Annotated in this window: 11 protein-coding genes and 1 pseudogene; 7 read left to right on the forward strand and 5 right to left on the reverse strand. The window is 72.1% G+C overall.

The annotated features are described in order from the left end of the window. Both ADL08_RS30405 and ADL08_RS30410 read right to left on the reverse strand, forming a co-directional pair. A pseudogene (locus tag ADL08_RS30405) lies at positions 1–314 on the reverse strand (Leupeptin-inactivating enzyme 1); the annotation flags it as partial. Between the two features lie 173 nt (positions 315–487). Next, positions 488–2,173: a M4 family metallopeptidase gene (locus tag ADL08_RS30410; protein ID WP_078968520.1), complete on the reverse strand. Its 1,686-nt coding sequence runs from the start codon at positions 2,171–2,173 to the stop codon at positions 488–490. 1,197 nt (positions 2,174–3,370) lie between these two features. Between ADL08_RS30410 and ADL08_RS30415 the strand changes: the two genes are divergently transcribed. Beyond that, positions 3,371–6,316, forward strand: coding sequence for a helix-turn-helix transcriptional regulator (locus tag ADL08_RS30415; protein WP_053648665.1), 2,946 nt, complete (start codon positions 3,371–3,373; stop codon positions 6,314–6,316). A gap of 67 nt (positions 6,317–6,383) precedes the next feature. Here ADL08_RS30415 and ADL08_RS30420 read toward each other — a convergent pair whose 3' ends face one another. Next, positions 6,384–6,707, reverse strand: a complete 324-nt coding sequence (locus ADL08_RS30420; protein WP_053648667.1) for a hypothetical protein — start codon at positions 6,705–6,707, stop codon at positions 6,384–6,386. Positions 6,708–7,659: 952 nt separating this feature from the next. On the opposite strand from ADL08_RS30420, the gene ADL08_RS30425 reads away from it, so the two are divergent. Together ADL08_RS30425 and ADL08_RS30430 are read left to right on the forward strand one after the other, a co-directional pair. After that, positions 7,660–8,865, forward strand: a complete 1,206-nt coding sequence (locus ADL08_RS30425) for a S1 family peptidase (protein WP_053648670.1) — start codon at positions 7,660–7,662, stop codon at positions 8,863–8,865. Positions 8,866–8,984: 119 nt separating this feature from the next. After that, a complete protein-coding gene (locus ADL08_RS30430; protein WP_053648672.1) occupies positions 8,985–9,896 on the forward strand; it encodes a hypothetical protein in 912 nt (303 codons plus the stop codon). A gap of 48 nt (positions 9,897–9,944) precedes the next feature. Here the strand turns inward: ADL08_RS30430 and ADL08_RS30435 are convergent, their stop codons facing one another. Both ADL08_RS30435 and ADL08_RS30440 read right to left on the reverse strand, forming a co-directional pair. Next, positions 9,945–10,199, reverse strand: a complete 255-nt coding sequence (locus ADL08_RS30435) for a lipopolysaccharide assembly protein LapA domain-containing protein (RefSeq protein WP_053648674.1) — start codon at positions 10,197–10,199, stop codon at positions 9,945–9,947. Positions 10,200–10,265: 66 nt separating this feature from the next. Next, positions 10,266–11,573 (reverse strand): ROK family transcriptional regulator, encoded by a 1,308-nt coding sequence (locus tag ADL08_RS30440; RefSeq protein ID WP_053648676.1) that lies wholly within the window; start codon positions 11,571–11,573, stop codon positions 10,266–10,268. 170 nt (positions 11,574–11,743) lie between these two features. Here ADL08_RS30440 and ADL08_RS30445 point away from each other — a divergent pair, with 170 nt between their 5' ends. The 4 genes from ADL08_RS30445 to ADL08_RS30460 are packed head-to-tail and all read left to right on the forward strand — an operon-like array spanning position 11,744 to position 16,338. Beyond that, positions 11,744–13,048, forward strand: coding sequence for an ABC transporter substrate-binding protein (locus ADL08_RS30445; RefSeq protein WP_053648678.1), 1,305 nt, complete (start codon positions 11,744–11,746; stop codon positions 13,046–13,048). Between the two features lie 11 nt (positions 13,049–13,059). Continuing rightward, positions 13,060–14,052 (forward strand): carbohydrate ABC transporter permease, encoded by a 993-nt coding sequence (locus ADL08_RS30450; RefSeq protein ID WP_053648680.1) that lies wholly within the window; start codon positions 13,060–13,062, stop codon positions 14,050–14,052. Between the two features lie 34 nt (positions 14,053–14,086). Then, positions 14,087–14,926, forward strand: coding sequence for a carbohydrate ABC transporter permease (locus tag ADL08_RS30455; RefSeq protein ID WP_053648696.1), 840 nt, complete (start codon positions 14,087–14,089; stop codon positions 14,924–14,926). Between the two features lie 35 nt (positions 14,927–14,961). Further along, entirely contained in the window at positions 14,962–16,338 is a 1,377-nt protein-coding gene (locus tag ADL08_RS30460; protein ID WP_234352319.1) for a GH1 family beta-glucosidase, read from the forward strand. Positions 16,339–16,341 lie beyond the last annotated feature (3 nt).

Here is a 16,341-nt window from a genome sequence, read left to right on the forward strand (position 1 = left end):
TGGAGGCTGGTGGTGTATCCGGCCGCGTCCAGCTTCGCCTTCACGAAGTCGATCGACGCCTTGTAGCCGGTACGGCCGTGGGCCCGGTTGCCGCCGTTGTCGGCGGCGATCTTCGCGAACCGGGTCAGGTGCGCCTTGACGTCGGTGAGGGAGATGTCGGGTGCGGCGGGCGCGGTGGTGACGGCGGTCGGGGCGGGAGCGGGGGCGTCGGGCAGGGCCGGTACCGCCTGGACGGCGGGAGCGAAGGCGGTGACGACCAGGCCCGCGGCCAGGGCGAGCGCGGACGACGTCCGGGCGGAGACGGGAAGGGGCATGCGGAGGACTCCGTTTGCGGGTGGGGGGGTGGGGGCGCCGTGGAAGGGTTTCGTCCCATGGCCCCGAAGGAGGGGCCGGCCACGGTGCTGCCGGGGCCGGCCGGTCGCCGTCGGGGACGGGGGCCGGCCGGCACCCGGGCCGTGCGTGGGGGCGCTCCGTGGAGCGGCCGGGGTCAGCCCTTGACGTTGACGCCGTTCCAGGCGGCCTTCACGGCCGCGACCTCGGTGCTGCTCGCGCCGTAGAGGTCGGTGGCGGCCTGCACGGTGCCCCGGCGGGCGGCCGCGTAGGTGGTGGTGGAGGTGAAGTACGAGGTCAGGGCCTTGTACCAGATCTTCACTGCCTTGTCCCGGCCGATGCCGGTGACGGCGGAGCCGTCCTTGGTGCGGCTCTCGTGGCGGACGCCCTCGATGGTCTTGGCGCCGCTGCCCTCCGCGAGCAGGTAGAAGAAGTGGTTGGCGACGCCGGAGGAGTGATGGACGTCGAGGTTCTTGGTGTTCGCGTCCCAGTAGTCGGCGGACCTGCCGTCCCGGCTGGGGGTGTCCTGGTAGCGGAGCGGCTTGCCGTTGCCGAAGTAGTCGATCTTCTCGCCCAGGAAGTAGTCGCCCTTGTCGGCGGGGTTGGCGGCGTGGAACTCGATGGCGGTGCCGAAGATGTCGGAGGTCGCCTCGTTCAGGCCTCCCGACTCGCCCGCGTAGACGAGGCGCGCGGTGGCGTCGGTGACTCCGTGGGTGAACTCGTGACCGGCCACGTCGAGCTGGGTCAGGGGCCGCTTCCCGTCCGCGCCGTCGCCGTAGTAGATCGAGAAGGTCTCGTCGTCGTAGTAGGCGTTGGCGTGCTTGACGCCGTAGTGGACGTAGGAGGTGGGGGCCTTGCCGTCGTTCCTGATGCCGTCGCGGCCCAGGACGTCCTTGTAGAAGTCGTGGGTCTCGGCGAAGCCGTGGGCGGCGTCGACGGCGGCGGTCTGGCGGTTGGCCGGAGTCCCGTCGCCCCAGACGTCGTCGGCGTCGGTGAAGAGGGTGCCGGTGCCGCTCTGCTTGTTGTTCAGGTCCACCGTGCGGTGGTTGCCCCGGGTGCCGTCGACGAGCTGGTGACCGTTCGTGGTCCGGGTGCTGACCAGGTCGACCTTGCCGCTGTACTGGCTGGTGTCGTCGGCGACGGTGCGGATCGCCTGGTACTCGGCGAGCTTCTCGCCGGTGGTGGCGTCGGTGACGACGTGCAGGCGGCTGGGGGTGCCGTCCTCCTGCACGCCGCCGACGACGGTCTCGTAGGCGAGCACGGGCGTGCCGCCCGCCGCCCAGACGACCTTGCGCGGCGCCTCGTCCGCGTCGACGGCGGGCTTCTCGACGTCGGCCGCCGCGGCCGCCTTCACCGCGGCCGTCCTGGCGGCGTCCCGCGTCAGCTTCGGCGTCAGGGAACCGACCCGGACGGGACGGTCGGTGGCCCTGGTCACGCCCTTGAGCGCGCCGTTGCCGGCGCGGTGGACGATCAGGTCGCCGCCGAGCACGGGCAGTCCGGCGTAGGTGCGGTCGTAGCGGGTGTGGGTGGTGCCGTCCGCGTCCTTCACGACGTCGCGGACGACCAGCCGCTCCTTGCCGTCGAGCCCCAGGGCCGAAGCCGTACCGGCGGCGGAGGCGTCCGGCGCCGAGGCCCGGGGGGCGACGCCCGCGACGGCCGTACCGCCCGCGGCCAGCAGCCCCACCACGACGGCGGCGGCACCGGCGGTCAGAGCGAGGCGTTTGCGGGATATGGAAGAAGACACGTGTGCTCCCGTGCGTACAAGTGGGGGGTGAAGGCGTCGACAACGCCTGTTTCCGAAGCCGTTGGCCTCGGACCAGAGAGAAGATAGCCACCTTCGCATGGGCATGTCACCGCGCTCTGTCCGGATTGCGGACTGAAGTGGCAAAACTGCTGGGCCTGTTCACGCGGAAGAAAGAAAATAAACAGGGACGAGCGGTTAATTGGCGCCGATGCCGCTTATGGAATCGCCTCGGCGGGGTGAACTCGCCCGGATGGGGATGGGGATGGGGATGGGGGCGGGAATGGGGATGGGCTCGGTGGGCGTGAGGAGGTCGTACTGTTCGAGGGGGCGGGCGAACGCCTTGTGGCGCCCCCGTAGCCGAGTGGTGCCGAGAAGAGGCGTGTGGCCTTGCGCGTGACGGCGAAGTCCTCGCCGCTCGCGGACCTCCGCCCCTCGTGAGTGCCGGATCGGGAGCGGCGTCACGGGGTGCGGCCGGCCCGGAGCACTGGGAACGAAAGCCGGGTGATCGCCATGATCAAGCCCCTGAACCGGGAGGATGGAGAGCCGGTGGGGGATCGGCGTTCCTCTTCCGGCGGCCGTGACGCGCGCTCGGGACGGGGCATGCCCCTGGAAAGGGCCGTCGCGCGGGCCGTTCCCGGAGTGTTGATTGCGTATCCGTGGATCCGGTTCCCCGGATGTTCGGGAGCGCGGAGGGGGACGTAGGTTCAGGTGTCGGCCAACCGGACTCGCGGGACCGTGCAGCAGCTGCGTGGGACCCGCCTAGCCTCGGTTGGCCGGCGTTGTGCACGGGCGTGCGGAACGAGCTGTGCGCGCCGCTTTTCGGCAGTCCCGGCCGGACGGCATCGCGCCCTGCTTTTCGGCAGTCGGCCGGGCGCGCTCCGCGGTGCGCCTTCCCGCCGACAGCTCTTCCGCGCGTCCGGGCACCCGTGCCCGCGGAATTCCGGGACGAATGCGTGTGAGCGCTCGCGAAAGCGCGCCGTCCGCCGCTTCCGGTACGGGGCGCGCGGCTTCCCGCATTCCGGGCGGGGGGGAAATGTTGAAAATCCTGCTTCCCGCGTCTGCGTGCTTATGGTGTCCTCTTGGTACGGTGTGGGAATCGATTCGCGTGAGCCGATGAGCCGATGAGCCGATGATCCGGGCGCAGGCGCGGAGCGTGTTCCGGGGGAGTCCTGCCGCGGGGTCGGCGTGGGCCCCGGGCGTTCCCGGCGCACCGGCGAGAGGTCCTGGCGAGGTGCCGGACGCGGTGCGTCCGGCCTGCCCGGCAGGACCCGGGAGGAGGAGAGCGGGGATGACGGCGTGATCGCGGCGCATGGTTCCGCCTTGCGGCCCCTGACGAGCGCTCTTGCCACCGGGCGTGCCGAACCGGTGCTGCTGTTCGTCGAAGGCGTCGCGGGCGCCGGGAAGAGCCGTCTCCTGCGGGAACTGGCCGACCTGCCCGGGACGGCGGACGCGGTCCGCCTGTGGTGGCGGTGCGGAACCGGCGGGCCGCCGGAGGAGGACGAGCACCGGCGGGAACCGGCCCTGTGGCTGGTGGACGACCTCCACCGGGCGGACGAGGACGAGCTGCGGCGGCTGCGCCGGGTCTTCGAGGCACTGGAGCCGGGCTCGGCGGCCGCCGTGACCTACCGCCCGGAGGAACTCCCCGTGCCCGGCCTGCCGCTGGGCGCTCCTCCGGTGACGTACCCGCCCGGACTGACGGTGCTCCGGCACCGGCTGGAGCCCTGGGACGAGGAACGCGTCCGCCGGGCCGCCGCGGAGGCGCTGGGCGAGCGCTGTACGGCCGAGGCGGTGAGCAGGCTGCGGGAACTCACCGCCGGCGTGCCCCGGGTGGTCGTCGACCTCCTCGCCGTACTGGCGGAACGGCGGCCGGAGTTCACCGGCACGGCCGCCGAGGTGGAAGCGGCCGGCGCGCCGGTCCGGCTGGCCGAGCTGGTGCTGAGCCGTACGCACGCCCTGTCCCCGGAACACCGGCCGGTGGTCTGGGCGGCCGGCGTCCTCGACCGGCCCGCCGGCCGCGACGAACTGGTCGCGGTCTCGGGACTCGAAGCCGCGACGGGGAACGGCGCACTGCTGCGGGCCCTGGAGGGCGCGGCCCTGGCGGAGCTGGACGAGGGCCGCTACGGCTTCGCCGTCCCGCTGGCCGCGCCGGTCGTGCGCGCCTCCGTGCCCGGACCCGTCCGCCAGGACCTGCACGGGCGGGCGGCGCGCGTGCTGAGCCGCGGGCGGTCCGTCGCGTGGGACGCCGTGGCCGAACACCACAGGGCGGCCGGCGAGACCCGTAGATGGCTCAAGGCGGTGGAGAAGGCGGCCGGATCGGCGGCGGCCTCCGGCCGGCACCAGCAGGCCATCACGCTCCTGGAGCGGACGCTCGCCGCACCCGGCCTGCCCCTGCGGGCCCGCGCCCGGCTGGCGCCGCTGCTGGCCCGCAGCGCGGTGACCGGACTGCGCTCGGACCAGACCGTGGAGGTCCTCGCGCAGATCGTGGAGGACGCCACCCTCCCCCCGGCCGTACGCGGAGAGCTGCGGCTCGACCTGGGGCTGATGCTCTGCAACCAGATGGGCCGCTTCCCCGACGGGTGGCGGGTCCTGGAGATCGCCGCCGGCGAACTGCGCGAGGTCCGGCCCGGCCTCGCGGCACGTGCCATGGCGGCGCTGTCCAGCCCCTACTGGCCGGGCAGCTCCCTCGACGTCCACCGGGGATGGCTGGTCGAGGCCGTGGCCGCCGCGGACGCCAGCGGGGACGAGGCCATGCGCACGGCGGTCCTGGCCAGCCGGGCGGGACTCGCCATGAGCTGCGCCGACCCGGAGGCGTGGCAGCTGGTGGAGGAGCTGTCCACGGAGAGCACCGACCCCGCACGCGCCCGGCAGGCGGCGCGGGGTCTGTGCAACGCCGCGGACTTCGCGGTCTGGCTCGGCTTCTACGAGCGGGTGGACGACCTGCTCGCGGAAGGAGGCGACCTGTCCGCGCGGACAGGTGCCCCCTACACCGAGTACAACGCCCTGGGGACGCGGCTGCTCCAGGAGTGGTGGACCGGCCGGTGGTCCGGCCTGGCCGAGCGGTGCGAGGACTTCGTCGCCGCGACCGCCGACATGCCGTTCATCGCCTCCGACGCCTACGTCGTGCGCGGTCTGCTCGCCCTCGCCCAGGGGGACTGGGGAGAAGTGGTGTCCTGGCTGTCCCAGCGGGGGACGTTCGAGACGGAGAAGCTGCCCGTGCCCCTGGCCACGACGGCGGCCGGTGCCGTGATCCGCCTGGCCCTGGCCCGGCAGGAGGTGGAGGCCGCGGCGGAACGGGCACGTGCCGCCTGGGCGGTCGTCGCCCGGAAGGGGGTGTGGCCGTGGGCGGCGGAGCTCGCGCCCTGGGCGGTGGAGGCGCTCGCGCGCACGGGCGACACGAGCGCGGCCCACGCCGTGATCCGGGACTTCGCCCAGGGCCTCGGGCGGCGCGACGCGCCCGCCGCCAGGGCCGCGCTGGCGTGGAGCAGGGCCGTACTCGCGGAAACGGAGGCACTGGCCCGTGAGCAGCGGGACGGGCTGCTGCGGGCCGCGGAGCTGTACCGGGAGGCGGCGGCGGTCTACGCCGTGACGCCCCGCCCCTACAGCCAGGCACTGGCCATGGAGGGCGCCGCGCGCTGCGTGCTCGCGGCGGACACCCAAGCGGGACCCGGCCAGGTCGCGGGACCCGGCCCGGTTACTGACCCCGGCCCGGTCCCGGATTCCGGCCCGGTCCCGGATTCCGGCCCGGTCCCGGATTCCGGCCCGGTCCCGGACTCCGGCCAGGTCGCGGGACCCGGCCAGGTCGCGGATCCCGGCCAGGTCGCGGATCCCGGCCCGGTCCCGGACTCCGGCCCGGTCCCGGATGCCGGGGACGCCCCCGCGCCGCCGGACGCGGCCCCCGGTCCCTCCTCCGCCCCGTGGGCGATCGCCGAGCTGGAGTCCTGTGCCCAGCGCTTCACCGATCTGGGCGCCGTCTGGGACGCGGCGCGGACCAGGGCCCTGCTGCGCACGCGACAGCCGGCCAGGAAGGGCCGCCCTCCCGGACGCCCCTCGCACGCCGACGAGCTGTCGCCCCGGGAAGTGGAGGTGGCCCAGCTCGCGGTCTCCGGCCTGACCAACCGGGAGATCGCCGCGACCCTGCACCTCTCCCCCCGGACCGTGGAGCAGCACATCGCCCGCGCCATGCGCAAGACCGGCGCCCTCTCCCGCCGCGACCTCGCCCACCGACTGGGACGGACCTCCTGAAACGGGAGCCCGTGGACCGACGCGCCCGCCGGAAGCGGGAACACCGGGCGGCAGCGCCCCGCCCCGCCTACCGGTGACGCCCGCCCTGCCGGGACGGGGAAGACCCGCCGATCCGGAACAGCCCGTCGTGCTCCCACGCGTCCACGGTCGCGGCCGTCCAGTCGAACACCCACCCGGGGCGCAGCCCGCGCGCTCCCCAGCCGTCCGGGCGCCGGCGGGGGAGCGCGGAACCCGCGTCCCGCGCGGCGGCCGCCGCGTCACAGGTCTCGCGCGCGATGCGGAGTGCTTCCGACCACGTGTCGGCCGGCCCGGTGAAGACGTGCAGCCCGCACTGCTCCGGCTGTACGGAGTTCCTGATGGGGACATTGACCTGGAAGTAGACCTGGGCCATGACGCCGTCTCCTCGGTTCTGTGCTTTCCCGCCCTGCCGGTGCGGGCCGCGGTGGATTCGTGCAGCGAGCCGCATCCCTTCGCATCCGCTCGACCGCTGATATCACGCAAATCTACGAACCGGAACAAGCCCTGAATATCCGGAATCGGGCAATCACCTATACGTATCCCGGCTGCGCGGGGCGGCCGCCGGTGGGACGGACCCGGTCCGTCGCGCGGTTCCGGCCCGCTGAACACACGGAGCCCGTTCTCGCGGGACGGGAACGCAACGGGAAGCGCCGCTTCGGACGCGAACACGCGGCGGTGCGGCGGCCCAGGGGCCCCGGCACCCGTGTCGTCCCGGCGCGCGTCGGGTTTTTTGCGTATCCGTGAATTCGCCCGCCTGATGCAACGGCGGACGCGGTGCCCCTATGGTTCCGGCCAGGCGGAACGCCTCGGCACGATCCGCACGGCGTCACGAGCGGACCGGCGGCGAGGTGACACGGCCGTGGTGCGACTCGTCGACGGCGCCGTCCCGGACCGAACCGGATCCCTTTCGCGCGCCGGAAATCCGCCATGTGCGCCGGAAACCCGCCGTACGTGCCGACGAGAGGCGGACAGGGCGCGGGCTTTCCGTCGATTTCGGGGTGCTCCGGCAATGTCCGCCGGAATGCCGACCGTTCCGCTCCCCGGAGGGTTTCGAGCTGCCCGAACCGGGCTCTGACGAGCCATGACACCAAGCCGGCCGACGCCCTGCAAGGCATCGTCCCGTTCAACAGAGGCATCGTGATCCCTGTTAAAAACTGCCCGCTGTACGCGTCTTGAAATTCATTCAATCGCTACGCGATAGTTCGGGGCACGGCGAGTCCCGGACTCCCCGTCAGGCAGGAACCGCCTTTCGCCGGTGCGTTGTTGGCGCATTCCGGCGATACACCCCCCATCTGGTTTCTGGCTGTCATCCGGAAGGAATCAGCGTGCGTAACTCCCGTAAGTACTGTCTTGCCGCCGCGGGCGCCGTTCTCTCGGCCTCCGCGGTCCTGGGCACCCAGTCCCTGGCGCAGGCGCAGGACGCGGCGTCCACCCCGCGCTACCAGCCCGAGATGGTGCGGGCGCTGGCCGCTTCGCTCGGTGTGAGCGAGAAGGCCGCGGTCGACCGCCTGGACCGGCAGGACGCCCAGCAGGCGAAGCTCGCCGAGCTGAGGAAGAGCGGCACGGCCGGTGACGGGGCCTTCTTCGACGCCTCCGGCAAGCTGACCGTCAACGCCGACGACACCGCGGAGGCGACCAGGATAGAGAAGGCCGGCCTCGCCGCCCGGGTGCCCGCCCGCGGCCAGGCCGCACTCGACGAGGTGAAGGCCGAGCTGGACGCCCTCGCCGCCGAGAAGGTCCCCTCCGGCGTGGTCGCCTGGTCCGTGGACCTGGCCTCCGACAAGGTGACCGTCAAGGTCAACGACGACCGGGGCGCCGCCGCCAAGGCGTTCCTGGCCCGGGCCGCCCAGCACGGCTCCGCCGTCGAGATCGTGCGCGGCCAGGAGAAGCTGGAGGCCAAGGCCGCCGTCTACCCCGGCAGCAAGATGACGTTCAACAACACCTCCAACTACTGCTCCGTCGGGTACGGCGCCCGCGACAGCTCCGGCAAGCAGTACCTGGTGACCGCCGGACACTGCGTCACGAACACCCTGCGCTACGACGGGACCGCCTTCGCCCAGGGCTACAAGACCCGCTACGCGCTCGGCACCCGCAGCGTCGACATGGGCATCCTGACCGTCAACTCCGGCCACTCGATCACCACCAGCGTCGGCACCTGGGGCCAGGGCAGCACCAGCACGGTCGCCGTCAAGGGCGTCAGCCGCGCCGCGTCCGGCGCCGCGGTCTGCAAGTCCGGCGCCACCACCGGGTGGACCTGCGGCACGATCGGCTCCTACAACAACACCGTCACCTACGTCGACCGCAACGGGGGCCCCGACACGGTCGTCACCGGCCTCGCCACCTCCTCCGTCTGCGTCGAGGGCGGCGACAGCGGCGGCGCGTACATCTCCGGCAACCAGGCCCAGGGCATGACCTCCGGCGGCCCGATCGACCAGCAGTGCACCGGTGGGGTCAACTCCCGCGGCACCTCGCACTTCCAGCCGCTCGACGACGCCCTCCGCCACTACGGGCTGACGCTCAACACCAACTGAGCACATCCGCAGCAGGATCGGCCGGGGGTCGCTCGCGAGACAAGGCGAGCGGCCCCCGGCTGCTTTCCGACGGAAGCCGGCCCCGCCCCGTCCGCAGAACCAGCCCGCTGGAAGACGCCATGCCGAACGCCCCCCGTCCCGACGACCCCGACGCGATGTTCGCGACCGCGTTCAAAGAGGCCCTGCAACGGCGCGGCCTGCCCCTGGACCGCATACGCGACCACCTCCAGTCGCACGGGATCACCCTCAGCCTCGCCACCCTCAGCTACTGGCAGAGCGGCCGCAGCCAGCCGGAGAGACCCCAGTCCCTGCGCGCCGTCGACATCCTGGAACCCTTCCTCGGCCTTCCGGGCGGCGCCCTGCGCTCCCTGGTGAGGCGCCGGCCGCGCGGCTGGGTCCCGCAGCACGATCCGGCCGCCCTCCGCGGCTTCTACGGCGAGAACTCCCACGTCGAACAGGTCCTCGGCGACGCCTTCCCGCACTTCAACGCCGACCTGCGCCGCCTGGTCGTCCACGAGGCGGTGAGCGTGAACGAGCACCGCCTCGTCGACGAGATCCGCGTCACCACCGCGGTCAGGGCCGTCCGCGACAGCGCGCGCCACCTGACCGTCATCCACACCCTGGACACGGCGAAGGCCGGCAAGGTCGACTTCGCCGTCCCCCACGGACCGCCCCCGAGCACCCGGTTCCTGCCGGAACTGAACTGCGTGGTCGCCGAGGTCCCCCTCGGCCGCCGACTGGCCCAGAACGAGACCGCGGTCGTCGAGTACACGCTCCGCTCCGCCTCCGCCCCGGGCGTCTCCCACCGGCACGAGCGCCGCCTCACCACGCCCCTCCAGGCCTATCTGCTCCACGTGCGCTTCCACCCCCTGGCGGTGCCGTCGAAGTGCTGGCACTACTACCGCAGGCGGATCGGGACCGCGCCCCAGACCCGACGACCCGCACCCCTGGACGGCTCCCACACGGCGCATCTGCTCCCCACCCGATGCGCGCCGGGCGTGTACGGCATGGAATGGCAGTGGGTGGAGTGAAGCGCCGGGAGCGGTCGCCCGACGGGAAGCCCCGGTCTCCTGCCGGAGTCAGCGGCGGGCGCGGCGGCGGGCGATGAGCAGGCCCAGGGCGATCCCGGCGAGCAGGGTGACCGCCAGGACGGTCCACAGGGGCAGCGTGACCTCGGGGACCCACAGGCGGACGGTGACGGAGCCGGTGTTGGCGGCGATGAACCAGACGGCCAGGGCCGCGAGCACGAGGAGGCCGAGGGTGCGCAGCCGGACGTCCCGCCCCTTGACCGTCACGCTCGACGGCGGGTGCTCCTTCGCCGTTTTCTCTGCCATGCGTTCAGTATCGGACGGTTTGTCCGGTCGGACCATCCGGGCGCGGCGGGGGACGCCGCCGCCGGTTCAGGACGACACGCGGTCCCGCAGGGCGGTCTGCCAGGCCGGGGAGGGCGGGGTGGGCTCGGTCTCGGGGCGGCGGCCGCCCTGGGCGAAGAAGTCGACCAGGGGCAGCAGGGCCGCGCCGACGGTGACCGCCTCGGGGCCGAGGGTCCCCAGACCGATGCCGGTGCGGCTGGCCGGGTACCTCAGGGCGTACTCCCGGGCGTAGCCGGTCACGGTCTCCAGGAAGCGGGTGCCGAGCTGGAGGCCGGCCCAGCCGCCGACGAGGATGCGTTCGGGCTGGAAGAGGTTGATGAGGTCGGCGAAGCCGGCGCCGAGGAACTCGGCGGTCTCCTCCAGGACGGCGAGGGCGGTGGCGTCGGGGGCGGTGCCGGTTTCGGCGGGGTAGGCGGCGGCGAGCATCGCCGTCAGGGCCGTCTCCTCGTCCGCGTCCTCCGGAGGACGCCCGCCCGCCTCGCGCCAGCGCTCCAGCAGCGCCTCCGACCCCGCGTACGCCTCCAGGCAGCCCAGGGCGCCGCAGCGGCAGCGGCGCCCCCGCACCCGGACCGTCAGGTGGCCCCATTCGAGGGCCCGGCCGGGCCCCATGGCATCGGTGACGACACAGGCGCCGACGCCGGAGCCGAAGAGCACGACGACGGCGCTGCGGGCGCCGCGTCCGGCGCCGAACCACATCTCGGCCTGGCCGAGGGTCTTGGCGCCGTTGTCGATCCAGTACGGCACCGAGGCGGGCAGCTCCACGTGCTCGCGGAGCAGGCGCTCCAGCGGGACGGCGTCCCAGCCGACCGTCTGGCCGTGTACGACCGCGCCGTCCTCCGGGGTGCGGGCCACGATGCCGGGGACGCCGACGCCGACGCCGAGGAGGCGCTCCGCGGGCACCTCCGCGATCCGCAGCACCTCCGCGATGCCCTCCCGCAGGTGTGCCACCACGAGGTCGACGTCGTAGCGCGCGGTGCGCGGACCCGAGCTGGCCAACGGGCGCTCGGCGCGCGCGAGTTCGGTGAGGGCGAGGTCGAAGAGCTCGATCCTGATCCGGGTCTCGCCGATGTCGACGCCGATCATGAAGCCGCTGCCGGGCGTGATGCGCACGAGGGTGCGGGGGCGCCCGCCGGCCGAGTCGACGCTGCCGGCCTCCTCGACCAGGCCCTCCGCGACGAGTTCCGCGACCACGTTGCTGACCGAGCCGGAGCTGAGCCCGGTCGCGGGGCCCAGCGTGAGCCGGCTCATCGGTCCGTCGAAGTACAGCCTGCGCAGAACGGCGGTGCGGTTCTCGCGCCGCAGGTCACGCACCGTGCGGCCACTTCTCGCGTGCACTCTGGTCCCCGTCTCTCATGTCGTTCGTTTCAACATACCCGCAGTACAAGCCTTGACGCGACCTTCTCATGGGGTTTAACTCACATCCTAAATTAAGCCGATGTTACGGAGAGCGGTCCAGGGGCTCCCCGCATCGGCCCTCCCCTCGTCCCCGAAAGGGCCCAGGAGCCATGCGCAGAATCAGAGCCGCTGTCACCGGTGCCGTCACGCTCTCCCTCGTCCTCACCGCCGCCGGCTGCGGCGGGGGAGAAGACAGCGGGTCGTCCCCGAAGACCCTCACCTACTGGGCCTCCAACCAGGGCGCCAGCCTGGAGGTCGACAAGAAGGTCCTGCAGCCCGAGCTCGACCAGTTCGAGAAGGAGACCGGGATCAAGGTCAAGCTGGAGGTGATCCCGTGGTCCGACCTGCTCAACCGGATCCTCACCGCCACCACCTCCGGCCAGGGCCCCGACGTCCTCAACATCGGCAACACCTGGAGCGCCTCCCTGCAGTCCACCGGCGCCCTGCTGCCCTGGGACGCGAAGAACCTCGGGGCCATCGGCGGCAAGGACCGCTTCGTCGACTCCGCGCTCGGCTCCACCGGCGTCTCCGGCCAGGACCCGGCCGCCGTCCCGCTCTACTCCATGGCCTACGCGCTCTACTACAACAAGCAGCTCTTCAAGGAGGCGGGCATAGCCAAGCCGCCGACCACCTGGGACGAGGTGGCCGAGGCCGGCAAGAAGCTCGGCGCGAAGGGCAAGAACGGCATCGGCGTCGAGGGCTCCAACCTCTCCAACAACATCCACCAGGTCTTCGTCCTCGGCAAGCAGCACGGGGCCGACTTCTTCACCGCCGACGGCAAGCCCGACTTCACCTCCGACGGCGCCGTCGCCGCCGTCAAGCAGTACGTCGACCTCATGGCCGTCCAGAAGATCGTGGCCCCCGGCAACGCCGAGTACTCCCAGAACCAGTCCCTCAGCGACTTCGCCAAGAACAAGACCGGCATGGTCCTGTGGCAGACCCCGTCGCAGACCTTCTCCGCGCAGGGCATGGGCCCCGACGAGTGGGGCGTCGCCCCCGCCCCCGTCCCGTCCGGCAAGCCCGGCCAGGACAAGCAGACCAACTCGATGGTCGCCGGCATCAACCTCGCCGTCTTCAAGAACACCAAGAACCTCGACGGCGCCCTGAAGTTCGTGAAGTACATGACGAGCGACGAGGAGCAGATCGTCCTCAACAAGGCGTACGGCTCGGTCCCGCCGGTCAAGAGCGCCCAGAAGGACGCCGCGTTCTCCGACCCCTCGCTCACCGTCATCCGCGACACCCTCTCCACCAGCGCCGCCGCCCTGCCGCAGGTCCCCGAGGAGTCCCAGTTCGAGACCGTCGTCGGCACCGCGGTCAAGGAGCTCTTCGCCGACGCCGCCGCCGGCCGTCCGGTCACCACGGAGTCCGTCAAGGCCAAGCTCGAAAAGGCCCAGCAGCAGATGCCCAAGAAGTAGGCCGCCCCACCATGACCGAAACCGTCGTCACTCCTCCGAGTGAGCGGACGGTGCGCAAGGCCGCACCCGGAGAGGCGCGCACCCCGCGCCGCTCCGGGCGCCGCCGCGTCGCACTGCCGTACCTGCTGCTCCTGCCCGCCCTGCTCCTCGAACTCCTCGTCCACCTCGTCCCGATGCTCATGGGCATCACCATGAGCTTCCGCGAGCTCACCCAGTTCTACATCCGGAACTGGTCCGAGGCGCCCTGGACGGCGTTCGACAACTACAGCGTCGCGATCGACTTCGACGCCCCCGTCGGGCAGGCGCTCCTCAAGTCCTTCCTGACGACCTGTCTGTTCACCGTCCTGTCCGTGGGCCTGTGCTGGCTCCTCGGAACGGCCGCCGCGGTCTTCCTCCAGGAGAACTTCCGCGGCCGGGCGTTCCTGCGGACCCTGTTCCTCGTCCCGTACGCCCTGCCGGTCTACGCGGCCGTCATCACCTGGGCGTTCATGTTCCAGCGGGACAACGGCGCCATCAACCACGTCCTGCACGAGCAGCTCGGCATCGGCGACAGCCCCGCCTTCTGGCTCATCGGGGACAACAGCTTCTGGGCCCTGCTGATCGTCTCCGTCTGGAAGGGCTGGCCCTTCGCCTTCCTCACCGTCATGGCGGGACTGCAGAACATCCCCCGGGACATGTACGAGGCCGCCGCCCTCGACGGCGCCGGCGTGTGGAAGCAGATCCGGCACATCACCCTGCCGTCCCTGCGCTCCGTCAACCAGGTCCTCGTCCTCGTCCTCTTCCTGTGGACGTTCAACGACTTCAACACGCCGTTCGTGCTCTTCGGCAAGGCGGCCCCCGAAGCCGCCGACCTGATCTCGCTCCACATCTACCAGTCGTCCTTCCAGACGTGGAACTTCGGCACCGGCTCGGCCATGTCCGTACTGCTGCTGCTCTTCCTCCTCGTCGTCACGGGCGTCTACCTCCTGCTCACCACCCGCGGAAGGAAGACCTCCGATGTCTGAGCACGCAGCCCGGCGCACGGCCGTCCGGTCGCCCATGGCGGCACCCCGCTCGTTCCTCTGGACCCGGCGGATCTTCCTCACCCTGCTCACCGGCTTCGTCGTCCTGCCGGTGTACGTGATGGTCTCCAGCTCCCTCAAGCCCCTCAAGGACGTCTCGGGGAAGTTCGAGTGGATCCCCTCCGGGCTCACGCTCCGGCCCTACTTCGACATCTGGGAGACCGTCCCGCTCGCCGACTACTTCGTGAACTCGATCGTCGTCGCGGGCGCGGCCACGGTGTTCTCGGTGATCGTCGCGATCTTCGCCGCGTACGCCGTCAGCCGCTACTCCTTCCGCGGCAAACGGGTCTTCACGGTGACGGTCCTCTCGACGCAGATGTTCCCCGGCATCCTCTTCCTGCTGCCGCTCTTCCTCATCTACGTCAACCTCGGCAACGCCACCGGCATCGCCCTGTTCGGCTCCCGCGAAGGGCTGATCCTCACCTATCTGACCTTCTCGCTGCCGTTCTCCATCTGGATGCTGACCGGCTACTTCGACTCGATCCCGCGCGAACTCGACGAAGCGGCCAAGGTCGACGGCTGCGGGCCGATCAAGGCGCTGTTCCGCGTGATCATCCCGGCCGCGACGCCCGGCATCGTCGCCGTCGCGATCTACGCCTTCATGACGGCCTGGGGCGAGGTCCTCTTCGCCTCGGTCATGACCAACGACACCACGCGCACCCTCGCCGTCGGGCTCCAGGGCTACGCCACCCTGAACGACGTCTACTGGAACCAGGTGATGGCCGCCTCCCTCGTGGTGAGCGTCCCCGTCGTCGTCGGGTTCCTGCTCCTCCAGCGCTACCTCGTCGCCGGCCTCACCGCGGGTGCGGTCAAGTGACGTCCTTCTCCACACCGACCACGAAGAGGTTCCCCGTGTCCGAATCCACCGGTCCCCGCCCCGTGCTCGACCTGGAGGCCTTCCCGCCGTCCTTCGCCTGGGGCACGGCGACCTCCGCCTACCAGATCGAGGGCGCCGTCGCCGAGGACGGACGGGCCCCCTCCATCTGGGACACCTTCTCCCGGGTCCCCGGCGCGATCGACAACGGCGACCACGGCGACACCGCCTGCGACCACTACCACCGCTGGCCCGAGGACATCGCCCTGATGAAGGAGCTGGGCACCGACGCCTACCGGCTCTCCGTCGCCTGGCCCCGCGTCGTGCCCGGCGGCGACGGACCCGTCAACAAGGCCGGACTCGACTTCTACGACCGGCTCGTCGACGGCCTCCTCGACGCCGGCATCACCCCCTCCGTCACCCTCTACCACTGGGACCTGCCGCAGGCCCTCCAGGACCGCGGCGGCTGGACCGTCCGCGAGACCGCCGAGCACCTCGCCGCCTACACCACCGCCGTCGCCGAGCGCCTCGGCGACCGCGTCACCCGCTGGGCCACCCTCAACGAACCGCTCTGCTCCGGCTGGATCGGCCACCTGGAGGGCCGGATGGCCCCGGGCCTCACCGACCTCACGGCCGCCGTCCGCGCCTCGTACCACCTGCTGCTCGGCCACGGCCTCGCCACCCAGGCGCTGCGCGCCGCCGCCCCCGGCGCCCGGATCGGACTGGTCACCAACCACTCCACCGTCGCGCCCGCCTCCGACCGGCCCGAGGACCTCGCCGCCGCGGCCCGCATGGACGGCCACACCAACCGCTGGTGGCTCGACCCGGTCCACGGCCGCGGCTTCCCGGCCGACATGCGCGAGCTGTACGGCGTCGAACTCCCCGAGCGGCCGGGCGACGCGGAGCTCATCGCCGCCCCCCTCGACTGGCACGGCCTCAACTACTACTTCCCGGTCACCGTCGCCGACGACCCCGAAGGACCCGTCCCGTACGCCCGCGAGGTGCGCCTGCCCGACGTGCCCCGCAGCGGCATGGACTGGCAGATCGACGCCGACGGCCTGGAGGCCCTCCTGCTGCGGCTCACCGAGGACTACGGCGTGCGCGAGCTGTACGTCACCGAGAACGGCTCGGCCTTCCCCGACACCGTCGGCCCCGACGGCGCCGTCCACGACCCGGAGCGCACCGGCTACCTGGAGCAGCACCTCGCGGCCTGCGCCCGCGCCGTCCGCAAGGGCGTCCCGCTCGCCGGGTACTACGCCTGGTCCCTGCTCGACAACTTCGAATGGGCCTACGGCTACGACAAGCGCTTCGGACTCGTCCACGTCGACTACGCCACGCAGCGGCGGACCGTGAAGACGAGCGGCCGGCGGTACGCGGACGTCATCCGCGCCCACCGGGAGGCGACCGCCGGCTGACCG

It is taken from the genome of Streptomyces sp. NRRL F-6492 (assembly GCF_001280125.1).
GTDB lineage: Bacteria > Actinomycetota > Actinomycetes > Streptomycetales > Streptomycetaceae > Streptomyces.